Source organism: Methylocystis sp. JR02, assembly GCF_030063565.1.
GTDB lineage: Bacteria > Pseudomonadota > Alphaproteobacteria > Rhizobiales > Beijerinckiaceae > Methylocystis > Methylocystis iwaonis.
In genome coordinates this window covers 801,889-823,714 of the sequence record NZ_JASIRC010000001.1, presented here as the reverse complement: position 1 = coordinate 823,714, position 21,826 = coordinate 801,889, and the positions used below count along the sequence as shown (strand labels likewise).

Annotated in this window: 20 protein-coding genes and 1 tRNA gene; 14 read left to right on the top strand and 7 right to left on the bottom strand. The window is 64.8% G+C overall.

Going from position 1 to position 21,826, the window contains the following annotated elements; all coding sequences use genetic code 11:
• Positions 1-280 precede the first annotated feature (280 nt).
• Together QNA11_RS03810 and arsC are read right to left on the bottom strand one after the other, a co-directional pair.
• On the bottom strand, positions 281-556 hold the full coding sequence (locus QNA11_RS03810; protein ID WP_283482017.1) for a PilZ domain-containing protein: 276 nt from the start codon (positions 554-556) through the stop codon (positions 281-283).
• Between the two features lie 155 nt (positions 557-711).
• Positions 712-1,062 carry an arsenate reductase (glutaredoxin) gene (gene arsC / locus QNA11_RS03805; protein WP_281927932.1) on the bottom strand — a complete coding sequence of 117 codons (351 nt, stop codon included), beginning with the start codon at positions 1,060-1,062 and terminating at the stop codon, positions 712-714.
• 155 nt (positions 1,063-1,217) lie between these two features.
• On the opposite strand from arsC, the gene glmM reads away from it, so the two are divergent.
• The 4 genes from glmM (at position 1,218) to xseA (ending at position 5,908) form a co-directional block, all read left to right on the top strand.
• Positions 1,218-2,564, top strand: a complete 1,347-nt coding sequence (glmM, locus tag QNA11_RS03800) for a phosphoglucosamine mutase (RefSeq protein WP_202071935.1) — start codon at positions 1,218-1,220, stop codon at positions 2,562-2,564.
• Between the two features lie 205 nt (positions 2,565-2,769).
• Positions 2,770-3,642, top strand: a complete 873-nt coding sequence (locus tag QNA11_RS03795) for an outer membrane protein (protein WP_283482016.1) — start codon at positions 2,770-2,772, stop codon at positions 3,640-3,642.
• 206 nt (positions 3,643-3,848) lie between these two features.
• Positions 3,849-4,295, top strand: a complete 447-nt coding sequence (locus tag QNA11_RS03790; protein ID WP_283482015.1) for an REP-associated tyrosine transposase — start codon at positions 3,849-3,851, stop codon at positions 4,293-4,295.
• Between the two features lie 71 nt (positions 4,296-4,366).
• A complete protein-coding gene (xseA, locus tag QNA11_RS03785; protein ID WP_502867511.1) occupies positions 4,367-5,908 on the top strand; it encodes an exodeoxyribonuclease VII large subunit in 1,542 nt (513 codons plus the stop codon).
• 269 nt (positions 5,909-6,177) lie between these two features.
• Here xseA and QNA11_RS03780 read toward each other — a convergent pair whose 3' ends face one another.
• Entirely contained in the window at positions 6,178-6,627 is a 450-nt protein-coding gene (locus tag QNA11_RS03780; protein WP_202071939.1) for a hypothetical protein, read from the bottom strand.
• A gap of 329 nt (positions 6,628-6,956) precedes the next feature.
• Here QNA11_RS03780 and pal point away from each other — a divergent pair, with 329 nt between their 5' ends.
• From pal to QNA11_RS03765, 3 genes are all read left to right on the top strand, one after another.
• Positions 6,957-7,487 carry a peptidoglycan-associated lipoprotein Pal gene (pal, locus tag QNA11_RS03775; protein ID WP_281927938.1) on the top strand — a complete coding sequence of 177 codons (531 nt, stop codon included), beginning with the start codon at positions 6,957-6,959 and terminating at the stop codon, positions 7,485-7,487.
• Between the two features lie 72 nt (positions 7,488-7,559).
• A tRNA-Trp gene (locus QNA11_RS03770) sits at positions 7,560-7,635 on the top strand.
• A 256-nt stretch (positions 7,636-7,891) separates the two neighbouring features.
• A complete protein-coding gene (locus tag QNA11_RS03765; protein ID WP_202071941.1) occupies positions 7,892-8,161 on the top strand; it encodes a hypothetical protein in 270 nt (89 codons plus the stop codon).
• Positions 8,162-8,196: 35 nt separating this feature from the next.
• Here the strand turns inward: QNA11_RS03765 and QNA11_RS03760 are convergent, their stop codons facing one another.
• Entirely contained in the window at positions 8,197-9,114 is a 918-nt protein-coding gene (locus QNA11_RS03760) for a phytanoyl-CoA dioxygenase family protein (protein ID WP_283482013.1), read from the bottom strand.
• 165 nt (positions 9,115-9,279) lie between these two features.
• Here QNA11_RS03760 and QNA11_RS03755 point away from each other — a divergent pair, with 165 nt between their 5' ends.
• The 4 genes from QNA11_RS03755 to QNA11_RS03740 all read left to right on the top strand — a co-directional run bounded on the left by QNA11_RS03755 (position 9,280) and on the right by QNA11_RS03740 (position 12,864).
• The gene (locus QNA11_RS03755) at positions 9,280-9,564 is read left to right on the top strand and encodes a hypothetical protein (protein ID WP_283482012.1); all 285 of its coding nucleotides are present in this window, start codon (positions 9,280-9,282) and stop codon (positions 9,562-9,564) included.
• Positions 9,565-9,949: 385 nt separating this feature from the next.
• A complete protein-coding gene (gene proB / locus QNA11_RS03750; RefSeq protein ID WP_202071943.1) occupies positions 9,950-11,080 on the top strand; it encodes a glutamate 5-kinase in 1,131 nt (376 codons plus the stop codon).
• A gap of 302 nt (positions 11,081-11,382) precedes the next feature.
• Positions 11,383-12,135 (top strand): DUF2076 domain-containing protein, encoded by a 753-nt coding sequence (locus QNA11_RS03745; protein WP_283482011.1) that lies wholly within the window; start codon positions 11,383-11,385, stop codon positions 12,133-12,135.
• A gap of 375 nt (positions 12,136-12,510) precedes the next feature.
• Positions 12,511-12,864, top strand: a complete 354-nt coding sequence (locus QNA11_RS03740) for a hypothetical protein (protein ID WP_202071945.1) — start codon at positions 12,511-12,513, stop codon at positions 12,862-12,864.
• 7 nt (positions 12,865-12,871) lie between these two features.
• Here the strand turns inward: QNA11_RS03740 and QNA11_RS03735 are convergent, their stop codons facing one another.
• Positions 12,872-14,320 carry an NAD-dependent succinate-semialdehyde dehydrogenase gene (locus tag QNA11_RS03735; RefSeq protein WP_283482010.1) on the bottom strand — a complete coding sequence of 483 codons (1,449 nt, stop codon included), beginning with the start codon at positions 14,318-14,320 and terminating at the stop codon, positions 12,872-12,874.
• A 296-nt stretch (positions 14,321-14,616) separates the two neighbouring features.
• Between QNA11_RS03735 and QNA11_RS03730 the strand changes: the two genes are divergently transcribed.
• Positions 14,617-15,726, top strand: coding sequence for a glycosyltransferase family 4 protein (locus QNA11_RS03730; RefSeq protein ID WP_283482009.1), 1,110 nt, complete (start codon positions 14,617-14,619; stop codon positions 15,724-15,726).
• Complete coding sequence (locus QNA11_RS03725; RefSeq protein ID WP_283482008.1) at positions 15,723-17,249, top strand: glucosamine inositolphosphorylceramide transferase family protein; 1,527 nt, start codon at positions 15,723-15,725, stop codon at positions 17,247-17,249. The genes QNA11_RS03730 and QNA11_RS03725 overlap by 4 nt, the downstream gene beginning before the upstream one ends.
• A gap of 311 nt (positions 17,250-17,560) precedes the next feature.
• On the opposite strand, the gene QNA11_RS03720 is transcribed toward QNA11_RS03725, so the two are convergent.
• The gene (locus tag QNA11_RS03720) at positions 17,561-18,910 is read right to left on the bottom strand and encodes a lipopolysaccharide biosynthesis protein (protein WP_283482007.1); all 1,350 of its coding nucleotides are present in this window, start codon (positions 18,908-18,910) and stop codon (positions 17,561-17,563) included.
• Positions 18,911-19,122: 212 nt separating this feature from the next.
• Between QNA11_RS03720 and QNA11_RS03715 the strand changes: the two genes are divergently transcribed.
• Complete coding sequence (locus QNA11_RS03715; protein WP_283482006.1) at positions 19,123-20,682, top strand: hypothetical protein; 1,560 nt, start codon at positions 19,123-19,125, stop codon at positions 20,680-20,682.
• Here the strand turns inward: QNA11_RS03715 and QNA11_RS03710 are convergent.
• Entirely contained in the window at positions 20,577-21,764 is a 1,188-nt protein-coding gene (locus tag QNA11_RS03710) for a glycoside hydrolase family 5 protein (RefSeq protein WP_283482005.1), read from the bottom strand. The two genes, QNA11_RS03715 and QNA11_RS03710, sit on opposite strands and share 106 nt — an antisense overlap.
• Positions 21,765-21,826: the final 62 nt, after the last annotated feature.

Below are 21,826 nucleotides of genomic sequence, written 5' to 3'. Positions count from 1 at the left end.
TTTCCTTTGAGCGCCGAAGCGCTCATACGAGATCCGCTCGATTAGTTCGGCGTCATCGCCGGACGCGCTGCAGTTTGGACACATAGGAAGGAAATCACCGCCGTCATTGCGAGGAGGCGGAGCCGACGAAGCAATCCAGGGCCGCATCGCCGCCCTGGATTGCTTCGCTTCGCTCGCAATGACGGGTTCCCCAGCGCTTTTGCGGCTCTGGATTCCCGGTCGGGCTTTTGCCCCCCGGGAATGACAAGCGCCAGTGCGAGCTGTTCAAACGGAAATGGCGTCAAACCCTTCCCGGCCGCAATGTCACGACATTGGCGAAGAAGCGCAGGCCGATATCGCGCTCCTGCCGCCATACGGCGCGCGCCGTGCGCCGCTCTTCGGACTTGTCGATCACAAGATCGAAGACATCCGGGAGCGCAATCTGTTGGTCGCACTGCACGCGCGCGCCCCCCTCGCTGAGGTTGCGGACGACGCAGTCGAATGTCGATCGCTCGAAAAACTCGATCCGCCCTCCCAGCAAAGTGCGCCGTCGCAAAGATGTCCGCCGCTCTTCCATCAATTCATCCTCTCAAATCACGAGTGGCCCAAAGTGAAACGAAAGGCGGCCTCGTCGGAATCTGACGAAAAGACGCCTACGTCACCTTAGCGGCTCCTCGGGAGGGAGAGAGCGAAAGACTTTCTTAACCCTAACGGCCCTTAACGATCCTTGGCTTACCCGATCAGCTCCTGCACCGTCTCCGCCGGACGGCAGAGCGCCGCCTTCTCGCCGAAGAGGACAATCGGCCGCTCGATGAGGATCGGATTTTTCTCGATCGCGGCAAAAATCTCGTCCTCCGACACGGCAGGATTATCGAGGCCAAGCTCCTCATAAGGCGTTCCGCGCTTGCGGAGAATATCGCGCACGCTCTTGCCCATGCGTTTCAGCAGCCCTTGCAAGGTCTTTCGATCCGGCGGCGTCTTGAGATATTCGACGACCTCGGGCTCGTGCCCGGCCTCGCGCAGCGCGGCGAGGACTTTGCGCGACGTGCCGCAGGAAGGGTTGTGGTAAATAACGACCCGCATTCAAGCATCCTTCTCGAAGTCAAGAGCGACCTAAATTTACCTGATGGTCCAAATTGTGGAATACCGTTGAATACGGTATCGGGCAGAATGTTTTGGCCACATCGAAGCCCAACTTTGCGTGACCTTGTGCGCTTATCCCACGAAAAGGAATACAGATGGCGCGTCATTATTTCGGAACGGACGGCATTCGCGGCCTCGCCAACGTCAAGATAACGCCCGAACTGGCGCTCAAGGTCGGACAAGCGGCCGGCCTCATTTTCCAGCGCGGCGAGGGCCGCCATCGGGTGGTCATCGGCAAGGACACAAGGCTCTCCGGCTATATGATCGAATATGCGCTCGTCGCCGGCTTCGCCTCGGTCGGCATGGACACGCTGCTGCTCGGCCCGATGCCGACGCCCGCCGTCGCCATGCTCACCCGCTCCATGCGCGCCGATGTCGGCGTGATGATCTCCGCCTCGCACAATTCCTTCGAGGACAATGGCATCAAGCTCTTCGGGCCGGACGGGCACAAGCTCTCCGACGAGATCGAAAGCGAGATCGAAACGCTCCTCGACAGCGATCTCGGCCGCAAGCTCGCGGCCTCCACCCAGCTCGGCCGCGCCCGCCGCATCGACGACGCCCGGGCGCGCTATATCGAATTCGCCAAACATACGCTGCCGCGCAATCTGAGCCTCGAAGGCCTGCGCGTCGTGGTCGATTGCGCCAATGGCGCCGCTTATAAGGTCGCGCCGGAAGCGCTTTGGGAGCTGGGCGCCGAAGTGATCTCGATCGGCGTGGAGCCGGACGGCTTTAATATCAACCGCGACGTCGGCTCCACCTCGCCGCAGGCGCTGCGCGAGAAGGTGCGCGAATTGCGCGCCGACGTCGGGATTGCGCTCGACGGCGACGCCGACCGCGTGATCCTCGTCGACGAAACCGGCGCCGTGATCGACGGCGATCAGGTGATGGCGGTCGTCGCGCGAAGCTGGCGCGACCAGGGGCTGCTCGCAAAGCCCGGCATCGTCGCGACGATCATGTCCAATCTGGGCCTCGAGCGCCATCTCGGCGCCATGGGCCTGACCTTGGAGCGCACCGCCGTCGGCGACCGCTATGTGATCGAACGCATGCGCAAGGAGGGCTACAATGTCGGCGGCGAACAGTCGGGGCATGTCATCCTCTCCGATTATTCGACGACCGGCGACGGACTTGTGACCGCCATGCAGGTGCTCGCCGAGGTCAAGCGCAAGAACCGGCGCGTGAGCGAAATCTGCCATTGTTTCGAGCCCTTGCCGCAGGTGCTGAAGAATGTCCGCGCGCAGAAGGTGATGCTCGAGAAGAAGTCGGTCGTCGTGGCGATCGACTCGGCGCGCGCGCGGCTCGGCAACGCCGGGCGCCTGATCGTGCGCCCCTCCGGCACGGAGCCGGTGATCCGGGTCATGGCCGAGGGCGATGATCGCGATCTCGTCGAGACGCTGGTCGCGCAGGTCTGCGACGCGCTGAAGGAGCCCGCGGAAGCGGCCTGAGAGAAAAAGCGGGCGCGGGATGTGGGAGACGCCCCGCGCCGCCTTTTAAAAGCCGTTATGCTTTACAGAATTAGCCAAACCGCCGGTATTTTGGGTTAAGTGGTAAGGTTAACTCGCCTTTAAGCGGTTTCGGTCATGTTTACGCCCGATGGCTACGCGCCACGGGTCCGCTTCGCGGCCCTCTTTACGTAAAGGGGAAGTAATCATGGGCCGTATATTCGCCCTCCTTTTTGCGGCCGCAGTTCTCGCCGGCGCGACCGCTGGCGCAAACGCCGCCGATCTGCTGCCGCCGCCACCGCCGATCGAACCGCCGCCGCCCGTCGATCTCGGAGGCTGGTACCTGCGCGGCGATGTGGGCGTCGGCGCGACGCAGATTTCCGATTGGAACTATTCGCTACGCCCGGGCATCGACGGCGCCGGAAATGTGGTGATCCCCGCCGGTCCGGTCTGGAACACTCACCGAAGCATCGGGGACACGGCGTTCGCGGGCGCAGGCGTCGGCTACCAGTTCAACAGTTGGGTTCGCTTCGATCTGACCGGCGAATACCGCATCCAATCCGCCTATCGCGCCACGAATTTCTTCGCCTTCCCGGGCTGCGGCTCGGCGTGTAGCGGCTTCGACAATTACAACGCCAATCTGGGCACCGCCCTGTTCCTGGCGAACGCCTATGTCGATCTCGGCACCTGGTATGGGCTGACGCCTTTCATCGGCGGCGGCGTCGGCGCGGCCTTCCACAATTTCTCCGGCCTCACGGATGTCGGCTTCGGCGTCGCCAATGGCGGCTATGGCGTCGCCGCCGATACGAATGCGACGAATTTCGCCTGGCAGGTGACAGGCGGCCTCGCCTTCGCGGTGACGCCGAACCTGCGGCTCGAAGTGGCGTATCGCTACCTCGACATGGGCAAGATCACGAGCGGTCCGATCTCCTGCAACGCTTTGCCCTGCTTCGGCGAGCGCCACTCCTTCAACGTCGCCTCCAACGACGTGCGGGTCGGCTTCCGCTACATCATTCCCTCACTCACGCCAGTGCCGATGATGGCGCCGCCGCCGATGCCGCCACTGGTGCGGAAATACTGATCCTCCTCAAACGGCGCGGGCGCTCCCCGCGCCGTTTTTTGTTGTGCGCGCCAATTTGGACCGCGCGCCTTCAGGCGCGCTGCAAAAAGCTATTGTCATGACCGGCGATCACAAAGGCTGGCATTCGCGCGGCTATCTTCCGCATTTCGATTCCCCCGAAAGTTCAGCACATCGTCTTCAGAACGCTGGGCAGCCTCCCGAAAGCCGTGGTCGACGCCCTCCCCGCCAGCGTGGATCGTAGGCGTGAGACAATCGACGCCGCGCTCGACCGCTGTCGTGGCCCCCTGCCGCTCGCTGATCCACAAGCGGCGATAATCGTTCAAGGCGCGATTCTTCATTTCGACCAGGTCCGCTACCGCCTGCTCGCTTGGTGCGTCATGCCCAATCATGTCCATGTCGTCGTGGAAGCCTTTGCAGGCTTCCCGCTCGGCGGCCTCGTTCGCAGTTGGAAGGCGTTCAGCGCAGCACAAATCAACCGCGCCAATGGAAGGCGTGGGGCGGTTTGGGCGCCTGACTATTTCGACCGTTACATTAGGGATGAAAGCGATCTCGGGGCCACGATCAGCTATGTGGAGAATAATCCAGTCGTCGCGGGGTTGGCTTCGACTCCCGGTGATTGGCCCTGGTCTTCTGCGAGCGTGATGCGCGCCTGAAGGCGCGCGGTCCGGGCGCCCATTGGACCGCGCGCCTTCAGGCGCGCTGCATATCCAGCTATATTGCAAAGATGCCCTTGTCCGACCCCGACATCCCCGCCTCCGACGGCCCCCTCACCAACGCCCCGGAAATCAGCGTCACGGAACTCGCCAATGCGCTCAAACGCACGGTCGAGGACCGGTTCGGCCGGGTGCGGGTGCGCGGCGAAATCTCGAATTATCGCGGGCCGCACGCCTCCGGCCACGCCTATTTCTGCCTGAAAGATCAGGGCGCGCGGCTCGACGCCGTGATCTGGAAGGGGACCTTCATGCGCCTGCGGACCCGGCCGCAGGAAGGTCTGGAAGTCGTCGCCACCGGGCGCATCACCACCTTCCCCGGCAAATCCTCCTATCAGATCGTCATCGAATCGCTGGAGCCGGCGGGCGTCGGGGCGCTGATGGCGCTGCTCGACGAGAGGCGCAAGAAGCTCGCGGCCGAGGGGCTGTTCGACGAATCGCGCAAGCGCCCCCTACCCTTTCTGCCCAAGGTCGTCGGCGTCGTGACTTCGCCGACCGGCGCCGTCATACGCGACATTCTGCACCGGCTGAACGACCGCTTCCCGCGCCATGTGCTGGTCTGGCCGGTGCGGGTGCAAGGCGAGACCTCGGCGGCCGAAATGGCGGCGGCGATCGACGGCTTCAACGCCTTGCCGGTCGACGGCCCTGTGCCGCGCCCGGACGTTCTCATCGTCGCGCGCGGCGGCGGCTCGCTCGAGGATTTGTGGAGCTTCAACGAGGAGATCGTCGTGCGCGCGGCCGCCGCCAGCGCCATTCCCCTGATCTCCGCCATTGGCCATGAGACCGACACCACGCTGATCGACTTCGTCGCCGATCTGCGCGCGCCGACGCCCACGGGCGCGGCCGAGAAAGCCGTGCCGGTGCGCGCCGAGCTGGCCGAGCATCTCGCGGCGCGGGCGCGACGACTTGCGATGGCGAAGACGCGGGCCGTCGAGCAACGCCGCCTGCAGCTCGCGACCTTCGCGCGCCTGCTGCCAGCGCCCGAGCAATTGCTGCAGACGCCGCGCCAGCGGCTCGACCGCGCCTCGGAGCGCCTGCGCGCGACGCTGCGGGCGCGTCAGGACGGCCGGCGCCTCCAGCTCGCGCGGCTCGCGCACGTGCTGTCGCGCCATTCGCCGCAGGCGGAGCTGGCCGGCCAGAAAGAGAAACTCCGGGGCCTGGGCGCGCGGCTGAAGGCCGGCCTCGACGCCCGCGTGGCGCTGGCGCATCACGAGAACAAGGGGGCAAGGCGGCGCATGGAAAGCGCCGCCGCAAGGCTCCCGCAGGCGATCGCGGCGCTGATCGCGCGCAAGAATGAGCGCCTGGAGCGGCTTGCGCGCCTGCAGGATTCGCTCAGTCACAAAGCCGTGCTGGCCCGAGGCTTCGCGCTGGTGCGCGACGAGAGCGACGCGCTTGTCCGCAGCGTCGCGCAGGCCCCGGCGGGCGCCGCGCTGACCATCGAATTCGCTGACGGCCGCATCGCCGCGCGGGCCGGAGAAGCCGACGCGCCGACAACGCCGTCCGTACGGAAGAAACCCCGCAAGACGCCGGGTGGCGATCAGGGCTCGCTCTTTTGAGCTAAGCCCGTCATTGCGAGCGAAGCGAAGCAATCCAGGGCGGCGATGCGGCCCTGGATTGCTTCGTCGGCTCCGCCTCCTCGCAATGACGGCGGTGGTTTCCTGCGTGTCCAAACGGCGAGCGTCGGGGGATGGCGCCGAACCAATCGAGCGGATCTCGCGTCATTCCCGACGCTCGCGAAGCGAGCGGGAATCCAGAGCAGAATCAGCGCTCTTGCGGCTCTGGATTCCCGGTCGGGCTTTCAGCCCGCCGGGAATGACCGACGCTGCTATTCGAAGCGCATCTGGAAAGCGACGATCTCGCGCTGCATGGCCGACCGCGGCAAATAGCAAAAGACATTGGTGGAGACCTTGGCCTCCTGGCAATGCTCGTGGACGTCGGTCCAGTCGTAGCCGAGAGTATCCATGCAGGCTCTGATCTTTTGGTGGATCAACCGGGGATTGTCGCGCCGTTCCAATGGATTATCGCGCTCGACCTGGAACTCGCAGTCCGTGACGTCGATCTTCTGACCTTCGAAATAGCGCCCGCTGATGTCGCTCGTGACGAACATCGCTTCCGTGGCGAGAATAAAGACGAGGCCGAAAACAAGAGCGAGCCTTTCCTGTGTCTTGGACTTCAGGAAATGGACATCGAAGAGCGAGAAAACGCCGATGACGAGCAGGCCGCCGCCCAGGATCAGGGTGAGCGGCGTGAAGAACGGCGCTATTCCCTCATTCATCTTGTCCTCCCGACTCGCCGCCGATGGATAATGATAGTCAGACCGGGGCCGCCGGCAAGAACGATGGCGGGTTCTAGGCAGGGACACTGGGGCTTTTTGACAAAAGTCACCGTGACTTTGTCGCGCGCCGAGGGCCGGGCGATGGCCGCGGCGAGCCCGAGCGCGGCCGTTCATATTTCGTTAACCATTTAACTTTTTAGTAAGGATGAGGCGAATTCGATCGAATGCCACGGGATTTCCACACCTTCGATTAAGGTTGCCGGAACCTTCGCTTAACCATGCGGGACTAGCACTATCCGCAGTTGGTTTACCGTAACAGGAGTTCCTCGATGATCCTTTCTGCTGGCGCCCGCTGCGCCAAATTCGCTGTCGCCATGACGGCGGCCCTGGCCATGACGGCCTGCGCGAAAAATGCGGCGGACGAGGCCGGCGCCGACCTCGCGGGGGGCGCGGGCGGCCGCGGCGGGATTGCCCGCAACGGCGTCGCGACCCCGGGCAGCGCGCAGGACTTTGCGACCAACGTCGGCGATCGCGTTTTCTTCGAGACGGACTCGACCGATTTGACCGCAACCGCCCAATCCACGCTCGACCGTCAGGCGGAGTGGCTCAATCGCTACGGCCGCTACAGCTTCGCCGTCGAAGGCCACGCCGACGAACGCGGCACGCGCGAATATAATTTCGCGCTGGGCGCCCGCCGCGCCGAGGTCGCCAAGAACTATCTGATCTCGCGCGGCGTCTCCGCTTCGCGCATCCGCACGGTGAGCTACGGCAAGGAGCGCCCGGTCGCGGTGTGCGACGATATTTCCTGCTGGTCGCAGAACCGCCGGGCCGTCACTTTGCTCGCAGGCGGAAATTCCTGATCATAAGATCAAAACACGCTTGCGTCGGCGGCGCTGTTGCGGCATGAGAGGCGCGCGCCGACTGGCGCACGCAGGAGTGTAGCTCAACTGGTAGAGCACCGGTCTCCAAAACCGGGGGTTGGGGGTTCGAGCCCCTCCACTCCTGCCATTAAATCAAATATGCGCGCGGCGGCCCAACAGTAGCGGCACCCAATGCGTCCTCGGGGTAATGCCCCGCCCTCGCCTCCCCATCCAGACCGACACTGCGCCCGGCCCTCGCATGGGGCTGGCAATCTCTCTGCCTCAACTTACATCCGGCTGCGCCCGGCCAGGCGGCGCGTGTTGGCGAAGCAGGGCGCATGCATATTGCGCCCCGCGCGCGGAGCGCCAGATTTCTTGCAGGCGGCAAGACGAAAGGCGTCCCCATGGCCCAAGGCATCCACTTCACAGGCGCCTATGCGCCGATCGCATTGCCGGGCCTCGTTCCGGGGGGATGGTATCTCGGCTTCGCCTGCAAGCGCTGCCGGCAGCATTTCGCCGTCCTCAATGACCCGTCGGATGGGGCGCCGCTCGAACTATCGGGCTCGGCGTCCTTCACGACGGCCTGCCCGAACTGCGACGTGCAAAGCGAATATTCGACGGCCGATCTCGTCCAGTTTCAGGCTGCCCAGGGCGGCCCATCCTCCACGGCTTGAATGGCCGCGCGTGGTATCGTTTGGGGCTTCTTCTTCTAATCCTTCGGATTTCGCCTATTCGCGAATGCCGACATGATCTGTTGCGCGAGCGAGCTTCCGTCGACGCGCACGCCGGAGAGCCCGCTCTCCTTTCGCACATCTTTCACCCGCCGCCTGATGGTTTTTCCGACCATTGCGTCGTTTTTCAGCGGCGTCGTATAGCGGCAGCCCTCGAAGAAATAATGCGTGACCTGGCTCCAGCGCGATCGGGCGGCGTCAACGCGCGGCGCGCCGCCGTGCAGGAGGTTCGAGGCCCAGATCAGCGCCTGTCCCTTGCGCGCGAGAAAGGTCTGCCGCTCGACGCCCAGAGCTTTCGGCAGCGCGTCATGCAGATGGACGAACTTCCGCACGGCGGCGTCGGGCGGGTCATTCGCGAGCGACACGCCGATGTGCTCATTGCCGTAGCTCGGCCAGACATGCGAGCCGGGATAATAGTAAAGCGGCCCCGCATCCGCACCCACGTCCTCGAGGGCGACCCAGACCCCGCACATGAAGCGCTCAGGGATGGCGCTGAAGTGAATATGGTCGCTATGCGCGGGCTGCTGCGTGCCGATCGGGAAATTCAGCGTTTGAAAGGGAAACGCCCTCTTTCCGTAGAGGGCGGAAAGAAGATCGAGAATGGCGTCGTTGCAGGCGATGTCGCGCACGTCCTGGTCGAACTCCCAGGCGTCCTGGATGCGCGCGCTCATCGGGCAGGCGGCGGGGTCTGACCATCCGAAACGCGCCGCCAGACGGTTTTTGATCGCCTCGGCTTTTTCGTCGAATCGAGCGTCGGGAAAGTCGACGACCGCGAAACCATGGTCGTGCAATTGCTGCGCGATGAGCTGATAGCTTTCCGGCAGCGACGAAATGTCCCGGGCGAAAAAGGGGCTCTCGATCAACGGCACGCCCGGCAATAAGTCCTTCGTCAACATCGCTGATCTCGTCGCCTTTATGAAACTGCGCCATCCTAGCAGGGCGGCGCCCTCCCGCCCAACCCTCCCCCGCCACCCGGGCGCGGGCTTGCTCCAGGAAGGGGCGATCCTATCTTCGGGAAGCGTTATCCGGCGCAAGAGCTACGAAATTTTGGGAGGTTGCCTATGAAGAAATTCGTATTGGCCACGACCTGCGCCCTCGGCGCTGCCTTGCTGGCGCCGCTCGCTCTCGCCCAGGAAGCCGCGCCAGCGGCGCCCGATTGCCCGGCGCAGGCTTCCGCCAAGAAACTGGCTGGCGCGGCGCTCAACAGCTTCCTGAAGAAGTGCGAACGCGACGCAGCGACCGCCTCCTGCAACACGGCGGCCGCGGAGAAGAAGCTCGCCGGCGCCGCCAAGACGAGCTTCACGAAGAAATGCGTGAAAGACGCCACCGAGAAAAAGCCGCAGTGACCTGAGTCGCTCGCGGAACCAAGATTTGGAACGTACGGCGGCGGCAAGCCGCCGTCCTCGTTTTGGGTGCGCGCCGCCCGCCGCGGCGCTCGGAATCGGGGTTAACAAACTGCGCAACCGCGTCATGCCCGCGCTTGTCGCGGGCATCCACGCCAGGACATTGCGACACGCGGGGAGAAGAAGACGCGGCGTTATTCCGGCTCATGCTCTCAGCTTTCCGGGTCGGCGCGGCGTGGATGGCCGCGGCAAGCGCGGCCATGACGGCGGAGCGGAGCATCTCTGCTGGTTAACCCCAATTCGGAGCGCTGCCCCGTCGCGCCCATTTGCAGCCACCCGCCCCTTGAGCTAACTCTCGCGCTTCCCGCGGCATCGTTCCCCTGAGCCTATGACCTATCGCGCGCCCGACATCGCCTCCTTCCGCCGCATCGTCGTCAAGGTCGGCTCGTCCCTCCTCGTCGATCCCAAGGAAGCGGCGGCGAAGCGGCGCTGGCTGACTCGGCTCGCGGACGACATTGCGACCCTGCACCGGGGCGGCGCCGACGTTCTGGTCGTTTCCTCCGGCGCCGTGGCGCTGGGGCGCAGCGTGCTCGGCTTTCCGAACGGCGCGCTGCCGCTGGAAGACAGCCAGGCGGCGGCCGCCATCGGGCAGATCGCCCTCGCCCGCCTCTGGGCCGAGGCGCTGCACGAGCGCGGCCTGATCGCCGGACAGGTGCTCGTCACCTTCGGCGATACGGAAGAGCGCCGCCGTTATCTCTATGCGCGCGAATGCCTCAACCGGCTCATGTCGCTGCGCGCCGTGCCGGTGATCAACGAAAACGACACGGTCGCGACGGCCGAAATCCGATATGGCGACAATGATCGGCTCGCCGCCCGCGTCGCCACCATGGCGAGCGCCGATCTTCTCGTGCTGCTCTCCGACGTCGACGGTCTCTACACCGCCCCGCCCGCCTCCGACCCCAGCGCCCGGCATATTCCGGTCGTGCCGCGCGTGACGGCGGAAATCGAGGCCATGGCCGGCGGCGCCGCCTCGCAATATTCGCGCGGCGGCATGCGCACCAAGATCGAAGCGGCGAAGATCGCCACCACCGGCGGCGCGCATATGGTCATCGCGGACGGGCGCGCCGAGGCGCCGATCGAGCGCATCGCCAAGGGCGAACGCTGCACCTGGTTCCTCACGCCGTCGAACCCGGTGACGGCCCGCAAGAAATGGATCGCCGGCTCGCTCGAGCCCAAGGGCGCGGCGCATATCGACGAGGGCGCGGCCAGGGCGCTTCTTGCCGGCGCGAGCCTGCTGCCGGCGGGCGTCACGCGCCTCGAAGGCGGCTTCGCGCGCGGCGATTGCATTGTGATCCGCGATCATCGCGGCGGGGAGATCGGACGGGGCCTCGTGACCTATGACGCCCTCGACGCGGCGAAAATCATCGGCCGCTCGACCAGGGACATCGAGTCGATCCTGGGCTTCAAGGGCCCGGACGAGATCATCCACCGGGACGATATGGCGCTTGCGGGCGAGTGATATTCGCGACGCTCGCGCCGTTTGGACACACAGGAAACCACCGCCGTCATTGCGAGGAGGCGGAGCCGACGAAGCAATCCAGGGCCGCATCGTCGCCCTGGATTGCTTCGCTTTGTTCGCACTGACGGGCTCTGGGCGAAACCAGCGCTTTTGTGGCTCTGGCTTCCCGGTCGGACTTTCAGCCCCGCCATCTTGCAAAACTTTAACACGGCGGCGCTGGCGGCCGCACTTGGCGGGCGCGCCGCCTTCCCCCATATTCAACTCGCCGCGCCTTTCGGGCCGGTTCCTATGTGGAGAGACTGATGTCACCGGAAGAACGTCAACTGCTCGTCGGGCTGTTCGAGCGCACGAAGAGCGCCGCCAACGGTCCACGCGACCAGGAGGCGGAAACTTTCATCAGCGAGCAGGTCAAGCAGCAGCCGGCCGCGCCTTATCTTCTGGCGCAGACGGTGATTGTGCAGGACCAGGCCCTGCAGGGCGCCAATGCGCGCATCCAGGCGCTCGAAGCACAGGTGAAGGAATTGCAGTCGAAGCCCGCCGGCGGTTTTCTCGGCGGCCTCTTCGGCGGCGGTCAGCAGCGGCAGGCTCCGCCGCCGCCTCAGGCCGCGCCGAGCGGACCGTGGGGCGCGCCGCCTCAGGGCGGCCGTAATCCCGTTGCGGGCGGCTACGCCCCGCAGGGATGGGGCCAGCAGCAACCGCAGGCGCCGGCCGGCGGCGGCAACAGCTTCCTGCACGGGGCGCTGGGGACAGCGGCGGGCGTCGCAGGGGGCGTGCTGCTCGCGGACGGCATCCGGAGCCTGTTCAGCCATGGCTCGGGCGTCGGCGGGATGGCCAATCTCGGCATCGGCTCGGGCTTCACGCCCACCGGCGAGACGACCATCGTCAACAACTATTACGGCGACGAGCCCGGAGCCCCCGGAGCCTATGACGCCGGCTACGACCCGGGCTACGACGACTCGGGCAATGTCAGCGACGCGGGCTATAGCTCGGACCCCGGCTATGACGACGGGGGCGGCTTCGACGACGACGGCGGCGACGGCGGCTTCGACGTCTGAGCCACGCCGACGGGAACCCAGGGCCTGAGGCGGACCTTTACTGGCTCTGGATTCCTGGTCGGGCCCTGCGGCCCTCGCAAATACGGACCCGCCGGGCGACCGGCGGGTCTTTTTGTTTACAAACCTCCGAGGCGGCCTCGTCCTTCGAGACGCGAGCGTCGCTCGCTCCTGAGGATGATGCCTAAGTGTTTGGCGCAGATACAAAAAGCCCCTCCTGCTGAGGAGCCTGCGCAGCAGGCGTCTCGAAGCACGAGGGGCGTCACCAGCCTGATCCGCCGGGCGACCGGCTAAAAGCCCTGTGCGCCATCGCACGAACTTTCCGCTCCAGAGCCCCTAAACCTCATTCATCGAATGAGAGACAGAAGGGGCCTGGACATGAACCGCACCGAAACCACCCGCGAGATGCTTTCCCGCAAATTCGCCTCGCGCCCGATGCGGGCCGCCGTCGCGGTGAAGATCGCTTTCTTGATCCTCGGCGCCGATGTGAGCTTCGCGGCGGCCAAGGCCTATTTTCACGCGCCCGCCGCCCCGGCTGTCGGCGCCAGCGTCTCGGCGGTCGCGCCCTTCATCCTCCCGGTCGAGGAAAAGGCGGAGGTCCGCCCGGAAGCCGCCCCGCAGCCCGTGGCCGTCGCCAGCGCCGCGAGCTGCCACGAGGTGCTGACCCAGACCGACGACGGCTATGGCGTGCGCGGCTCGGTCACCCGCATCGTTTGCCGCAAGGCGCTGTAAGGGCGGCTTACATGCCGCCGATACAGACGTATTTCATCTCTAGATAATCGTCGATGCCATAGCGCGAGCCCTCGCGGCCCATGCCCGAATGCTTGATCCCGCCGAAAGGCGCGGCTTCCGAGGTGAGGATGCTTTCGTTCACCCCCACCATGCCGAATTCGAGCTTCTCGGCGACGCGGAAAATGCGCGCAACGTCGTTGCTGTAGAAATAAGACGAGAGGCCGTAGGGCGTGGCGTTGGCCAGCCGGATCGCCTCCTCCTCCGTCTCGAAGGCGATCACCGGCGCGACCGGGCCGAAGGTCTCCTCGCGGAAGATCAGCGCCTCGGCAGGCACGTCGCCGAGCACCGTCGGCTGGAAGAACAGGCCGCCGAGCGCATGTCGTGCGCCGCCGGTCAGCACTTTGGCGCCATGCGCCACGGCGTCGGCGATATGGCGCTCCACCTTCTCGACCGCCGCCTCCTCGATCAACGGGCCGACATCGACGCCCTCCAGCACGCCCGCGCCCACCTCCAGGGCGCTCGCCGCCTCGGCGAGCTTTTGCGAGAAGGCGTCGGCGACGCTCTTCTGCACGAGGAAGCGGTTGGCCGACACGCAGGTCTGCCCGCAGTTCCTGTATTTGGTGGCGATGGCGCCCTTCACGGCGCGATCGAGATCGGCGTCCTCGAAGACGATGAGCGGCGCATTGCCGCCGAGCTCCATCGAGCATTTCTGCACATTGTCCGCGGCCTGGCGGAGGAGAATCTTGCCGACCTCCGTCGAGCCCGTGAAGGTGAGCTTGCGCACGATCGGATTGCGCGTCAGCTCCTGCCCGACGGGAACAGGGTCTTTCGCCGTCACCACATTGATGACGCCCGCCGGCACGCCCGCGCGCTCAGCGAGCTCCGCCAGCGCGAGCGAGGAAAAGGGCGTCAGCTCCGCCGGCTTCACAACCATCGTGCAGCCGGCCCCGAGCGCCGCCGAAACCTTGCGCGCCAGCATCCCCGAGGGAAAATTCCATGGCGTGATGGCCGCCGTGACGCCGATCGCCTGCTTCAGGACAAGGAGGCGCCTGTCCATCCCGCCCGGCACGATGTCGCCATAGACGCGGCGGCCTTCTTCGGCGAACCAGTCGATATAGGAGGCGCCATAGGCGATCTCGCCGCGCGCCTCGAAGAGCGGCTTGCCCTGCTCCGCCGTGATGATGTGCGCGAGGCGCTCCTGCTCGGCCATGACCAGATCGAACCAGCGGCGCATGATCTGCGCCCGCTCCTTCGCGGGACGATCGCGCCAGACCGGCAGCGCCCTGGAAGCCGCCTCGATCGCCTGCCGCGTCTCGGCGGCGCCCATATCGGGCACGGTCCCGAGCGTCTCGCCCGTGGCGGGATTGGTCACCGCCAAAACCGCGCCGTTATTGGCTGCGACCCATTCGCCGCCGATAAAAGCGCGCTGTTTCAAAGAGAGCTCGTCGACCTTCATACGCCGCAACCTTCGTCCTCGCGCCAGATGGCGCATATGCAGCCAGTCGTTGCCTCGCCATACGAAGGGCTGGTCAGATTCGTCGATCTAGCAGGAATTTCCCTGAAAATGCGGAAGGCGCTTTTCCGTGAGCCTGCTCAGCGCCTCTGATACAGGAAAGAAGGGGGCCGTTTTCAAGAAAAAATACATCTTCGTGAATTAGCAATTTTTCCAAGATTTCTCACCCCCGCCCGCAAGAGGCGTCCATCCCTGGCAGATTGCGCCCGAGCGCGCGCGATGCAACCGAGCGAAATTTCTTGAGCCCCACCCGAGAGAAGACCGTCGCCATCGTCCAGACACAGGCGGAGAACGCCGGCGCACAGGAGATCGCCCGCCAGCTTGCCAATGGCTTTGCGGCGCGCGGCTGGCGGGTGCGGCAGATTTTCTTCTTTCGACGCACCGAGAGCTTCGACGCCGACCCCAATGTCTTCTTCTGCGCCAAAGAACGGCCGTCGACCGCCTTTGGCGTCCTGAAGCTGATCGGCGCGCTTTACAGCGAGTTTCGCCGCGAGAAGCCGGACGCCGTCGTGACCCTTCAGCACTATGGGAATCTGATCGGCGCGCCGATCGCGCGTCTTGCCGGCAAGTCCGTCGTTATCGCCAATCAGTTGACCTCGGCGCAGCTCGTCCCCGGCCCTGTGGCGCTCGCCGACAAATTCATGGGCGCGCTCGGCTTCTACGATCATATCGTCGTCAATTCGGCGCAGACCGAGGCGGAGTATCGTGACTATCCCGCGCCCTATGCGAAGCTGCTGACGCGCGTCGATCATGGGTTCTTCGACAAGTCCTCGCCGCTTGCCAAATCCCAAGCGCGCGCGCGGCTCGGTTTGCCGCAGGAGGTCCCCTTGCTCGGCTGCGCGGCGCGCCTGCATCATTTGAAGCAGCTCGATCTCGCGATACGCACGCTCGTTGAAAACCCGGATCAGCATCTCGCGCTCGCCGGCCAGGGACAGGAGCGCGACAATCTGGAAGCGCTCGCCGCCGCGCTCGGCGTCGCCGATCGCGTGCATTTCCTCGGCGAGCTCGGGACCGCGCAAATGGGCGCGTTTCTCGCGTCGCTCGACTGTTTTGTCTTCCCGAGCGCCGCCGAGACATTCGGCCTCGCCCCGGTAGAGGCGGCCCAGGCCGGCGTCCCGGTCGTCGTCAATGACATCGAAGTTTTGCGCGAGGTGCTCGCAGTAGACGGCGAGCCTTGCGCCATCTTTGTCGACGCGCGCGACACGAAGGCTTTTGCGGCAGCGACGCGGCGTCTTCTCTCCGACGCGGAACTCTCCGCAAAGCTCACCGCCGTCGGGCGGCGCCTGACCGAGCGCTACCCCCTCGACGCCATGATCGAGGATTACGTGCGCCTCGCAGCTTCTGCATGACCTATCGCCGCATTCTCATCGTCGTCGCCGCCTCGCGCTTCATGCGCTGGCACGAGCGCCTGCAGCAGTCGCTGGCCCGGCGCTGGCCACAAGCGGAAGTCGCCTTCCATTTCGACCCTCGGGCGGACGATCGTCCCGCCTCGCAGACGCAGCTCCTCGCGCTCGAGCGCATGCTGCTGCGCCGTAACAAAGAGACGCTCTGCGACCTTCTGCACGTAATGCCGCAGAACGCGCCTCCGGAGTCCGGGCCCGATATTGCGATCGATCTCATCGGCGACGCTTCTTTGACCTGCGCCGCGCGCGTTCTGCGCCCGCTTTACGACGGACAGAAAACGGACCAAGGCGCCGTCGCCGCCATACTCTCGGGCGCCGCGCCGACCCTCGCCGTCGAGGACGCCGCGACGGGGGCTGTACTCGTTGAGGGCCTTCCGTCTTTCGAAGCCGCCGACGGTCTCATCGGCGGCCTGGAAGCCGTTTACTCACGCATCTGCGTGCTGATCGAAAAAGCGCTGGCGACGCCGGACAGCGCCGTCGCGACTTCCGCCAGCCACAGCAAGAGACGCCCGCGCGCGCTCGCGGCCTTCGCCGCATGCAACCTCGCCCATGAATGCGCGCGCTGGCTCTACCATCTTTGCTGCCACTCGCCGCATTGGCGAATCGGCTGGCGCTTTGTCGACGGTCCTGGCGTCATCGAAACCGGCGATCTCTCCGGGAGCAAATGGCGAACCCTGCCGGATGAGACGACGAGCTTCGCCGCCGATCCCTTCCCGATCGACTGGCGCGGCCAAAGGGGCGTGTTCTACGAGCGTCTCGATTACCGCCGGGGCGTTGGAGACATATGCTTCCAGCCCTTCGACGATACCGGCCCTGCTGGCGCGCCCGTCGAGGCCCTGAGCGAATCCTGGCACCTCTCCTATCCCTTCCTCATCGAGGAGGATGGCGCGCTTTATATGGTCCCGGAGGCTTCGGCCTCGGGCGCGATCACGCTCTACCGCTGCGTGGAATTTCCGGCGAAATGGGAGCCGGTGGCGACGCTTGTCGAAGGCGTCGAGGCTGCCGACGCCACGATTTTCCGCCACGGCGGCCGGTATTGGATGACCTCCGTTGTGCGCGACGGTTATGGAGGCTACTCCGACACGCTCGCCATCCATCATGCGCCGAGCCTCTTTGGGCCATGGGAGGCCCATGAGCTGTCGCCCGTGCTGGTCGATTCGCGCGTCGCGCGGCCCGCCGGGGCGGTCGTTTCACATAATGGCGCGCTGTTGCGGCCCGTGCAGGACTGCGCGCGCGGCTACGGCAAAGAGATGGCGATCATGCGCATCGACGCGCTCGACCCGCGCACCTTCCGGCAAACGCTTGTCGCCCATCTCGGGCCGGGCGGAGATTGGCCGGGAAACCGCCTGCATACGCTGAACCGTTGCGGCCGCCTGGAAGTGATCGACGGCGCGATCCTCACGCCGAAATACATGCCGTTACGGCGCGCGCTGCATCGGGCGATCGACGGTCGCGGCTTGGATGCGTGAGACGCGCGCGTTGCGAGCGCGACGCCTGATATCATTTCCGTTTGAATAGCTCGCATTGGCGCTTGTCATACGAGCTCCGCTTGATTGGTTTGGTGTTGATCCCGATGCTCGCAAAACGAGCGATCGGAATTACCGCCGTCATTGCGAGGAGCAAAGCGACGAAGCAATCCAGCGCCGCATCGCTGCCCTGGATTGCTTCGCTTCGCTCGCAATGACGGGGTCTGAGCGCAGCGCTCCTATGGCTCTCTATTCTCGATCGCTCGCGGCGCGAGCGTCGGGAACGACACCAAACCAATCAAGCGGAACCCGCATTACGCCGAATAGGCGCCGCGCGCGATGCGCGCCCGCAGATAGGGGAAGACGCTCATCACGCTGGTGTCGGCGCCGACCGCGCGCTTGCAGATGATGGACAGCGCCATGAACAATGGCGCATTGACGAGCGCGAAGGCCCATGCGGCGCCGAGGCTTCCAAAGAGAAACGACAGCATCGCCGTCAGTGTGAATCGCAACAGCGTCGCAGCGGTGATGATGCGCGAATAAATCTTTTCATGCCCAGTGGTCAGCAGGATCACCGACGCCGATCCGCTCGACGACATGACGAAGCAAGCGGTCGATAACACGACCAGCGTCGGATAAACGGCCGAAAAACGCTCGCCGAAGATCATGAGGATCTCGTGCCCGAAGACGTAGATCAGCAGCAGCAGCGGCGCGAGCATCGCCGTTGAAACCAGCACGAGCGAGCGCAGAATGTCCTGCAGCTTCTGCGTCTGTCCGGAGAAGTGCAGGCTGGCGCTTTGCGACATCGAATAGGTGTTCAAGCCCGTCAGCACCATGATGAACACATTGGCGATGCGCGCGGCGACGAAATAATCGCCCGCCGCCTCGGGCGAGGCGAGATAGCCGATGATCATAACGTCGAAATTGGCGCTGCCCGCCTCGACCACCGCCGATTGCCACATCGCAAGGCCGCGCGGCAGCCACTGGCGCCGATCGGCCTGGTTCGTGCGCTCAACGGGATGCGCTTTATAGGCGGCGCGCACGTAGCGCAGCGCCGCCGCGAAAGACAAAATCTGCCCAATCCCCGCCGCGGTGAAGAATTCCGCCGGGGTGAGCCCCTGATGCAGCACCGACCAGATGACGACGATGAGGAGCACGACGCGCCAGACGAGTTCCCGCGTCACTTCGGACACGACGAAGTTCACGATCACGCGCGTGGAGTGAGAGGAATAATGAAGCAGCGTCTGGGCGACGAGGAAAAACGCGCCCGCGAGCAGCGCCGTTCGCGCAAGGCTGGGAAAGAAGAAGGGGGCCAGAACCAGCATGCCGCAAGCAAACACGAGCGCCGAAGCGACGATCATGAACCAGCCGTAGCGATAGGCGCTCCAGGCCTGCGCATAATCGCCCTTGCCGGCATATTCGCCGAAGGACCGGGCGATCAGCGTATCCTGCCCGAAGCAGGCGGCGACGGCGAGGAAGCTCAGGGCGTTGAACCAGATGGCGAGGCGGCCGAAGTCGTCCGACGTCATGCCCCTGGCGGCCATGGTGAAGACCGCCACCGTCAGCAGCGCGCCAGAAGCTTTGATCGCCATGGCGGCGACGGCCGACACGGCGGTCTTGCGCGCCAGAAACCGCGCCGCCAGAGACCGGAGAGAAAGAGCCATCAACGACGCACCTCGAGGGCGATAGGTCCAGTAAGCGGCGCGTCCGTTTCAAAGCCTCCGCCCAGGCGTTTCAGGCGAGCGCCCGAGTGACGGGTAAGCTATACCCGTGAACAGACCGTTTGCATTTTCAAACGACTGTAGCGCCAGAGGCCGTTTACGCGATATTAGTCGACGCTGGGAAAAGATGGCCGGCCTGGATCGGGGGATGTTCGATGCGCGCGTCCAGCCCCGCGATGACTGTCTCCGCTAAACGCCGCCACAATCCGCTGCGCGCCGGCCGCCCAGTCGCCGCGCGGGCTCCCTGGGAGGATGTGCTTCGCGGTTTTGCGATCGCCTTCCTGCTGACGGGCGCGCCGATTGCGCTCCACATCGCCTCGCAACCCGTCGCGCTTGTTTTCTGTATCGTGGCTTCGATCCTCGCTGCGCGGGTCTTCGAGCAGGACGTGCCGATCATCGTCCTGGTCGCGAATATTTTTCAAAACGTCTTCATTTCTCTGGCTTCGGTGAACTATTCGAGCTTTTCCGACATCGAGCTTCTGAAAAGCTATAACTTCGTCACGACGATCGTCTGCTATGCGGTGGTCGCCTATGGCTATCTGCGCGAGGCTGGCGCGTTCTCGCCCTTTGTGACGCGCATGATCCTGGCGTCGGCCGGCGTTCTTGCGATCGTCGGCGTCTATTTCATTCTCGGCCTGGCGATCAACCCGCGCAGCGCCGTCATTTATCTGCGTAACATCAGCCTGCCGCTCTTCATCTTCCAGAGCTTCCTGATCGTCGGCGTCCGGCACCGCATTCCCCTGCCGCAGACATTGTTCGTGCTGCTGTGGCTAATCATGGCCTGCTGCTATGTCGAGCTGCTCGCAAATGACGCGTGGCTCACATTGACCAACGGGTTTCACTATCTCGATCTCTTCACCGAGAAGCGCATGCTCAATGTCGATGAGATCAGAACCGCGGCCCAACAGGGCATGGTCATCACGAGCCCGCTCGACTATGGCCGCACAAATCTTTTCAACACGTCGCTGACCGCCGATCTCGGCATTCAGGTGCAGCGATTGAACGGGCCGAACTTCAACACGATCAGCCTTGCCTATCTTCTCTCGATCCTCATCGCCTTCCTCGCCGTGAATGGCTTTCCGCTCTCGGCCGCGCTCGCCATGCCGCTGCTGCTCGCGACAAGCGCCAAAGGACCGCTCATTCTTGCGGTCGGATGCATCGGCTTTGTCGCCGCCGCCAAGCGCGCGCGCTCCAACGCGCCGATCCTCGCATTGGGAGCGGCGCTCGCCGTTTACGCGATCCTCGTCTTCATCACCGGCTATGGGAGCGGCGATTACCACGTCATCGGCTTGCTGGGCGGGCTCAACGGCTTCCTCAAGCTGCCGATCGGCCACACCCTTGGCGAGGGCGGCAATCTGTCGATCGAGGATTTTTCCAAGCTCGATTGGAGCGCCTTCCAAAGCGCGGGCGCGTCGGAAGTCGCGGTCGAAAGCGCTTTCGGCGTGCTGCTGTTTCAGATGGGCGTTTGCATCGTCTTCGTGATTGGCTTTTATCTTTGGATCGCCCGCTGTAGCTGGCGGCTCTTTCTTGTCGCGCGCGCGCCTGCGCTGGCTTTCGCGGCGGGCGGACTACTGATCTGCCTGGTCAACGGCCTCTATCAGGAAGAGGCCTATTTCGTCCCGTTGTCGCTGCCCGTCATCATGGGGCTCGTCGCGCTGACGCTCGGCGCCGCGGATCGCGCTTTGTCGCCGAGCAGCGCAAGGATGACGCCCTGATCGATCTCGCCCGAGTCGTCGAGCAGGCCGAAGGACGTGTCATAGTCCCAATGCGCCCAGCCGAAGCCCTGGGCCTCGACGGCGGCCCGCGTCGCCGCGAGCCAAGCCAAGCGGTCGGCGCGTTTCGCCTTGTCTTTCAGAACGCCGAATTCATTGACGATCACCGGCGCCGAATGCTGCGCGCTCCAGCGCCCGAGCGCGGCGAATTGCGTCGAGATAGCGTTAGCGTTCCACGCTTGCGCGGCCATGTTGCGCAGCTCATTGGCGAGGCCGGCGTCACCCTTTTTCTCCGCCGCGCGCGCGAGGGCCAATAGCGTCGGATCGCCCGCGGCGCTGGGAAAGGGAACGCCCCCTCCGCGCCCCCATGGCGCGTCTTGCTCCCAAGTCGCGCCTTGGTGCGTGAACATCATCGGATCGTAGAAATGACAGACATATACGATCCGGTCGTCGGCGAATGGGCGCCAGCCCGCGAGCGCTTCGATCCGGTGAAAAGGCGCGGGGCCGGCGAGAATATATGTTTTCGGCAGGATGGCCCGCACCGCCTTCGCGAGCTGCTCGACGAACGGCCGCCAAATGTCGTCCGTTGTCGCGGGCTCGTTCAGCAGCTCGGCGAAAATTCTTTCCTGCGGCCATCTTGCGATACGCTTCGCCAGCATCGGCCAGCCTTCCAGCAACGCCTGATGGGCGCTCTGCGGATCGCGCCGATGCAAGGCGTTGAAATCCGATCCCGGATGCAGATCGACGCTCACCGAATAGCCGATCCCGAATAGACGCTCGATCGACCGATCGAGATCGTCGAGAGCGCTCGCGATCGTGGCGGGCCCCGAGAAGCGCGCCAGCGCGTATTCTGCGACGATGGGGAGCCTGACATGGCTCATGCCGAGCGCGCGCAATCGCCGCAGAGTCGCTTCGTTGGGCGATCGGCCAGCGCGCGCGGGCGCCTGATCGGGCAGATTGAAGCCTTTGGCCAGATTGGGCGGAAGCGCGCCGGCGCGCTTGCCGGTCTCGGCGCTTACCGCCGTGGAAAGGCCCGCCGCCAGCGGGAGAAGCAGGGCCCCGCGCCTCGACAATCGCGTCTTCACAATCGCTTCCGTAACTCATGGTTAATGAGTTGCATATTCTATTGGCCCCGCGTCTCTGGGTG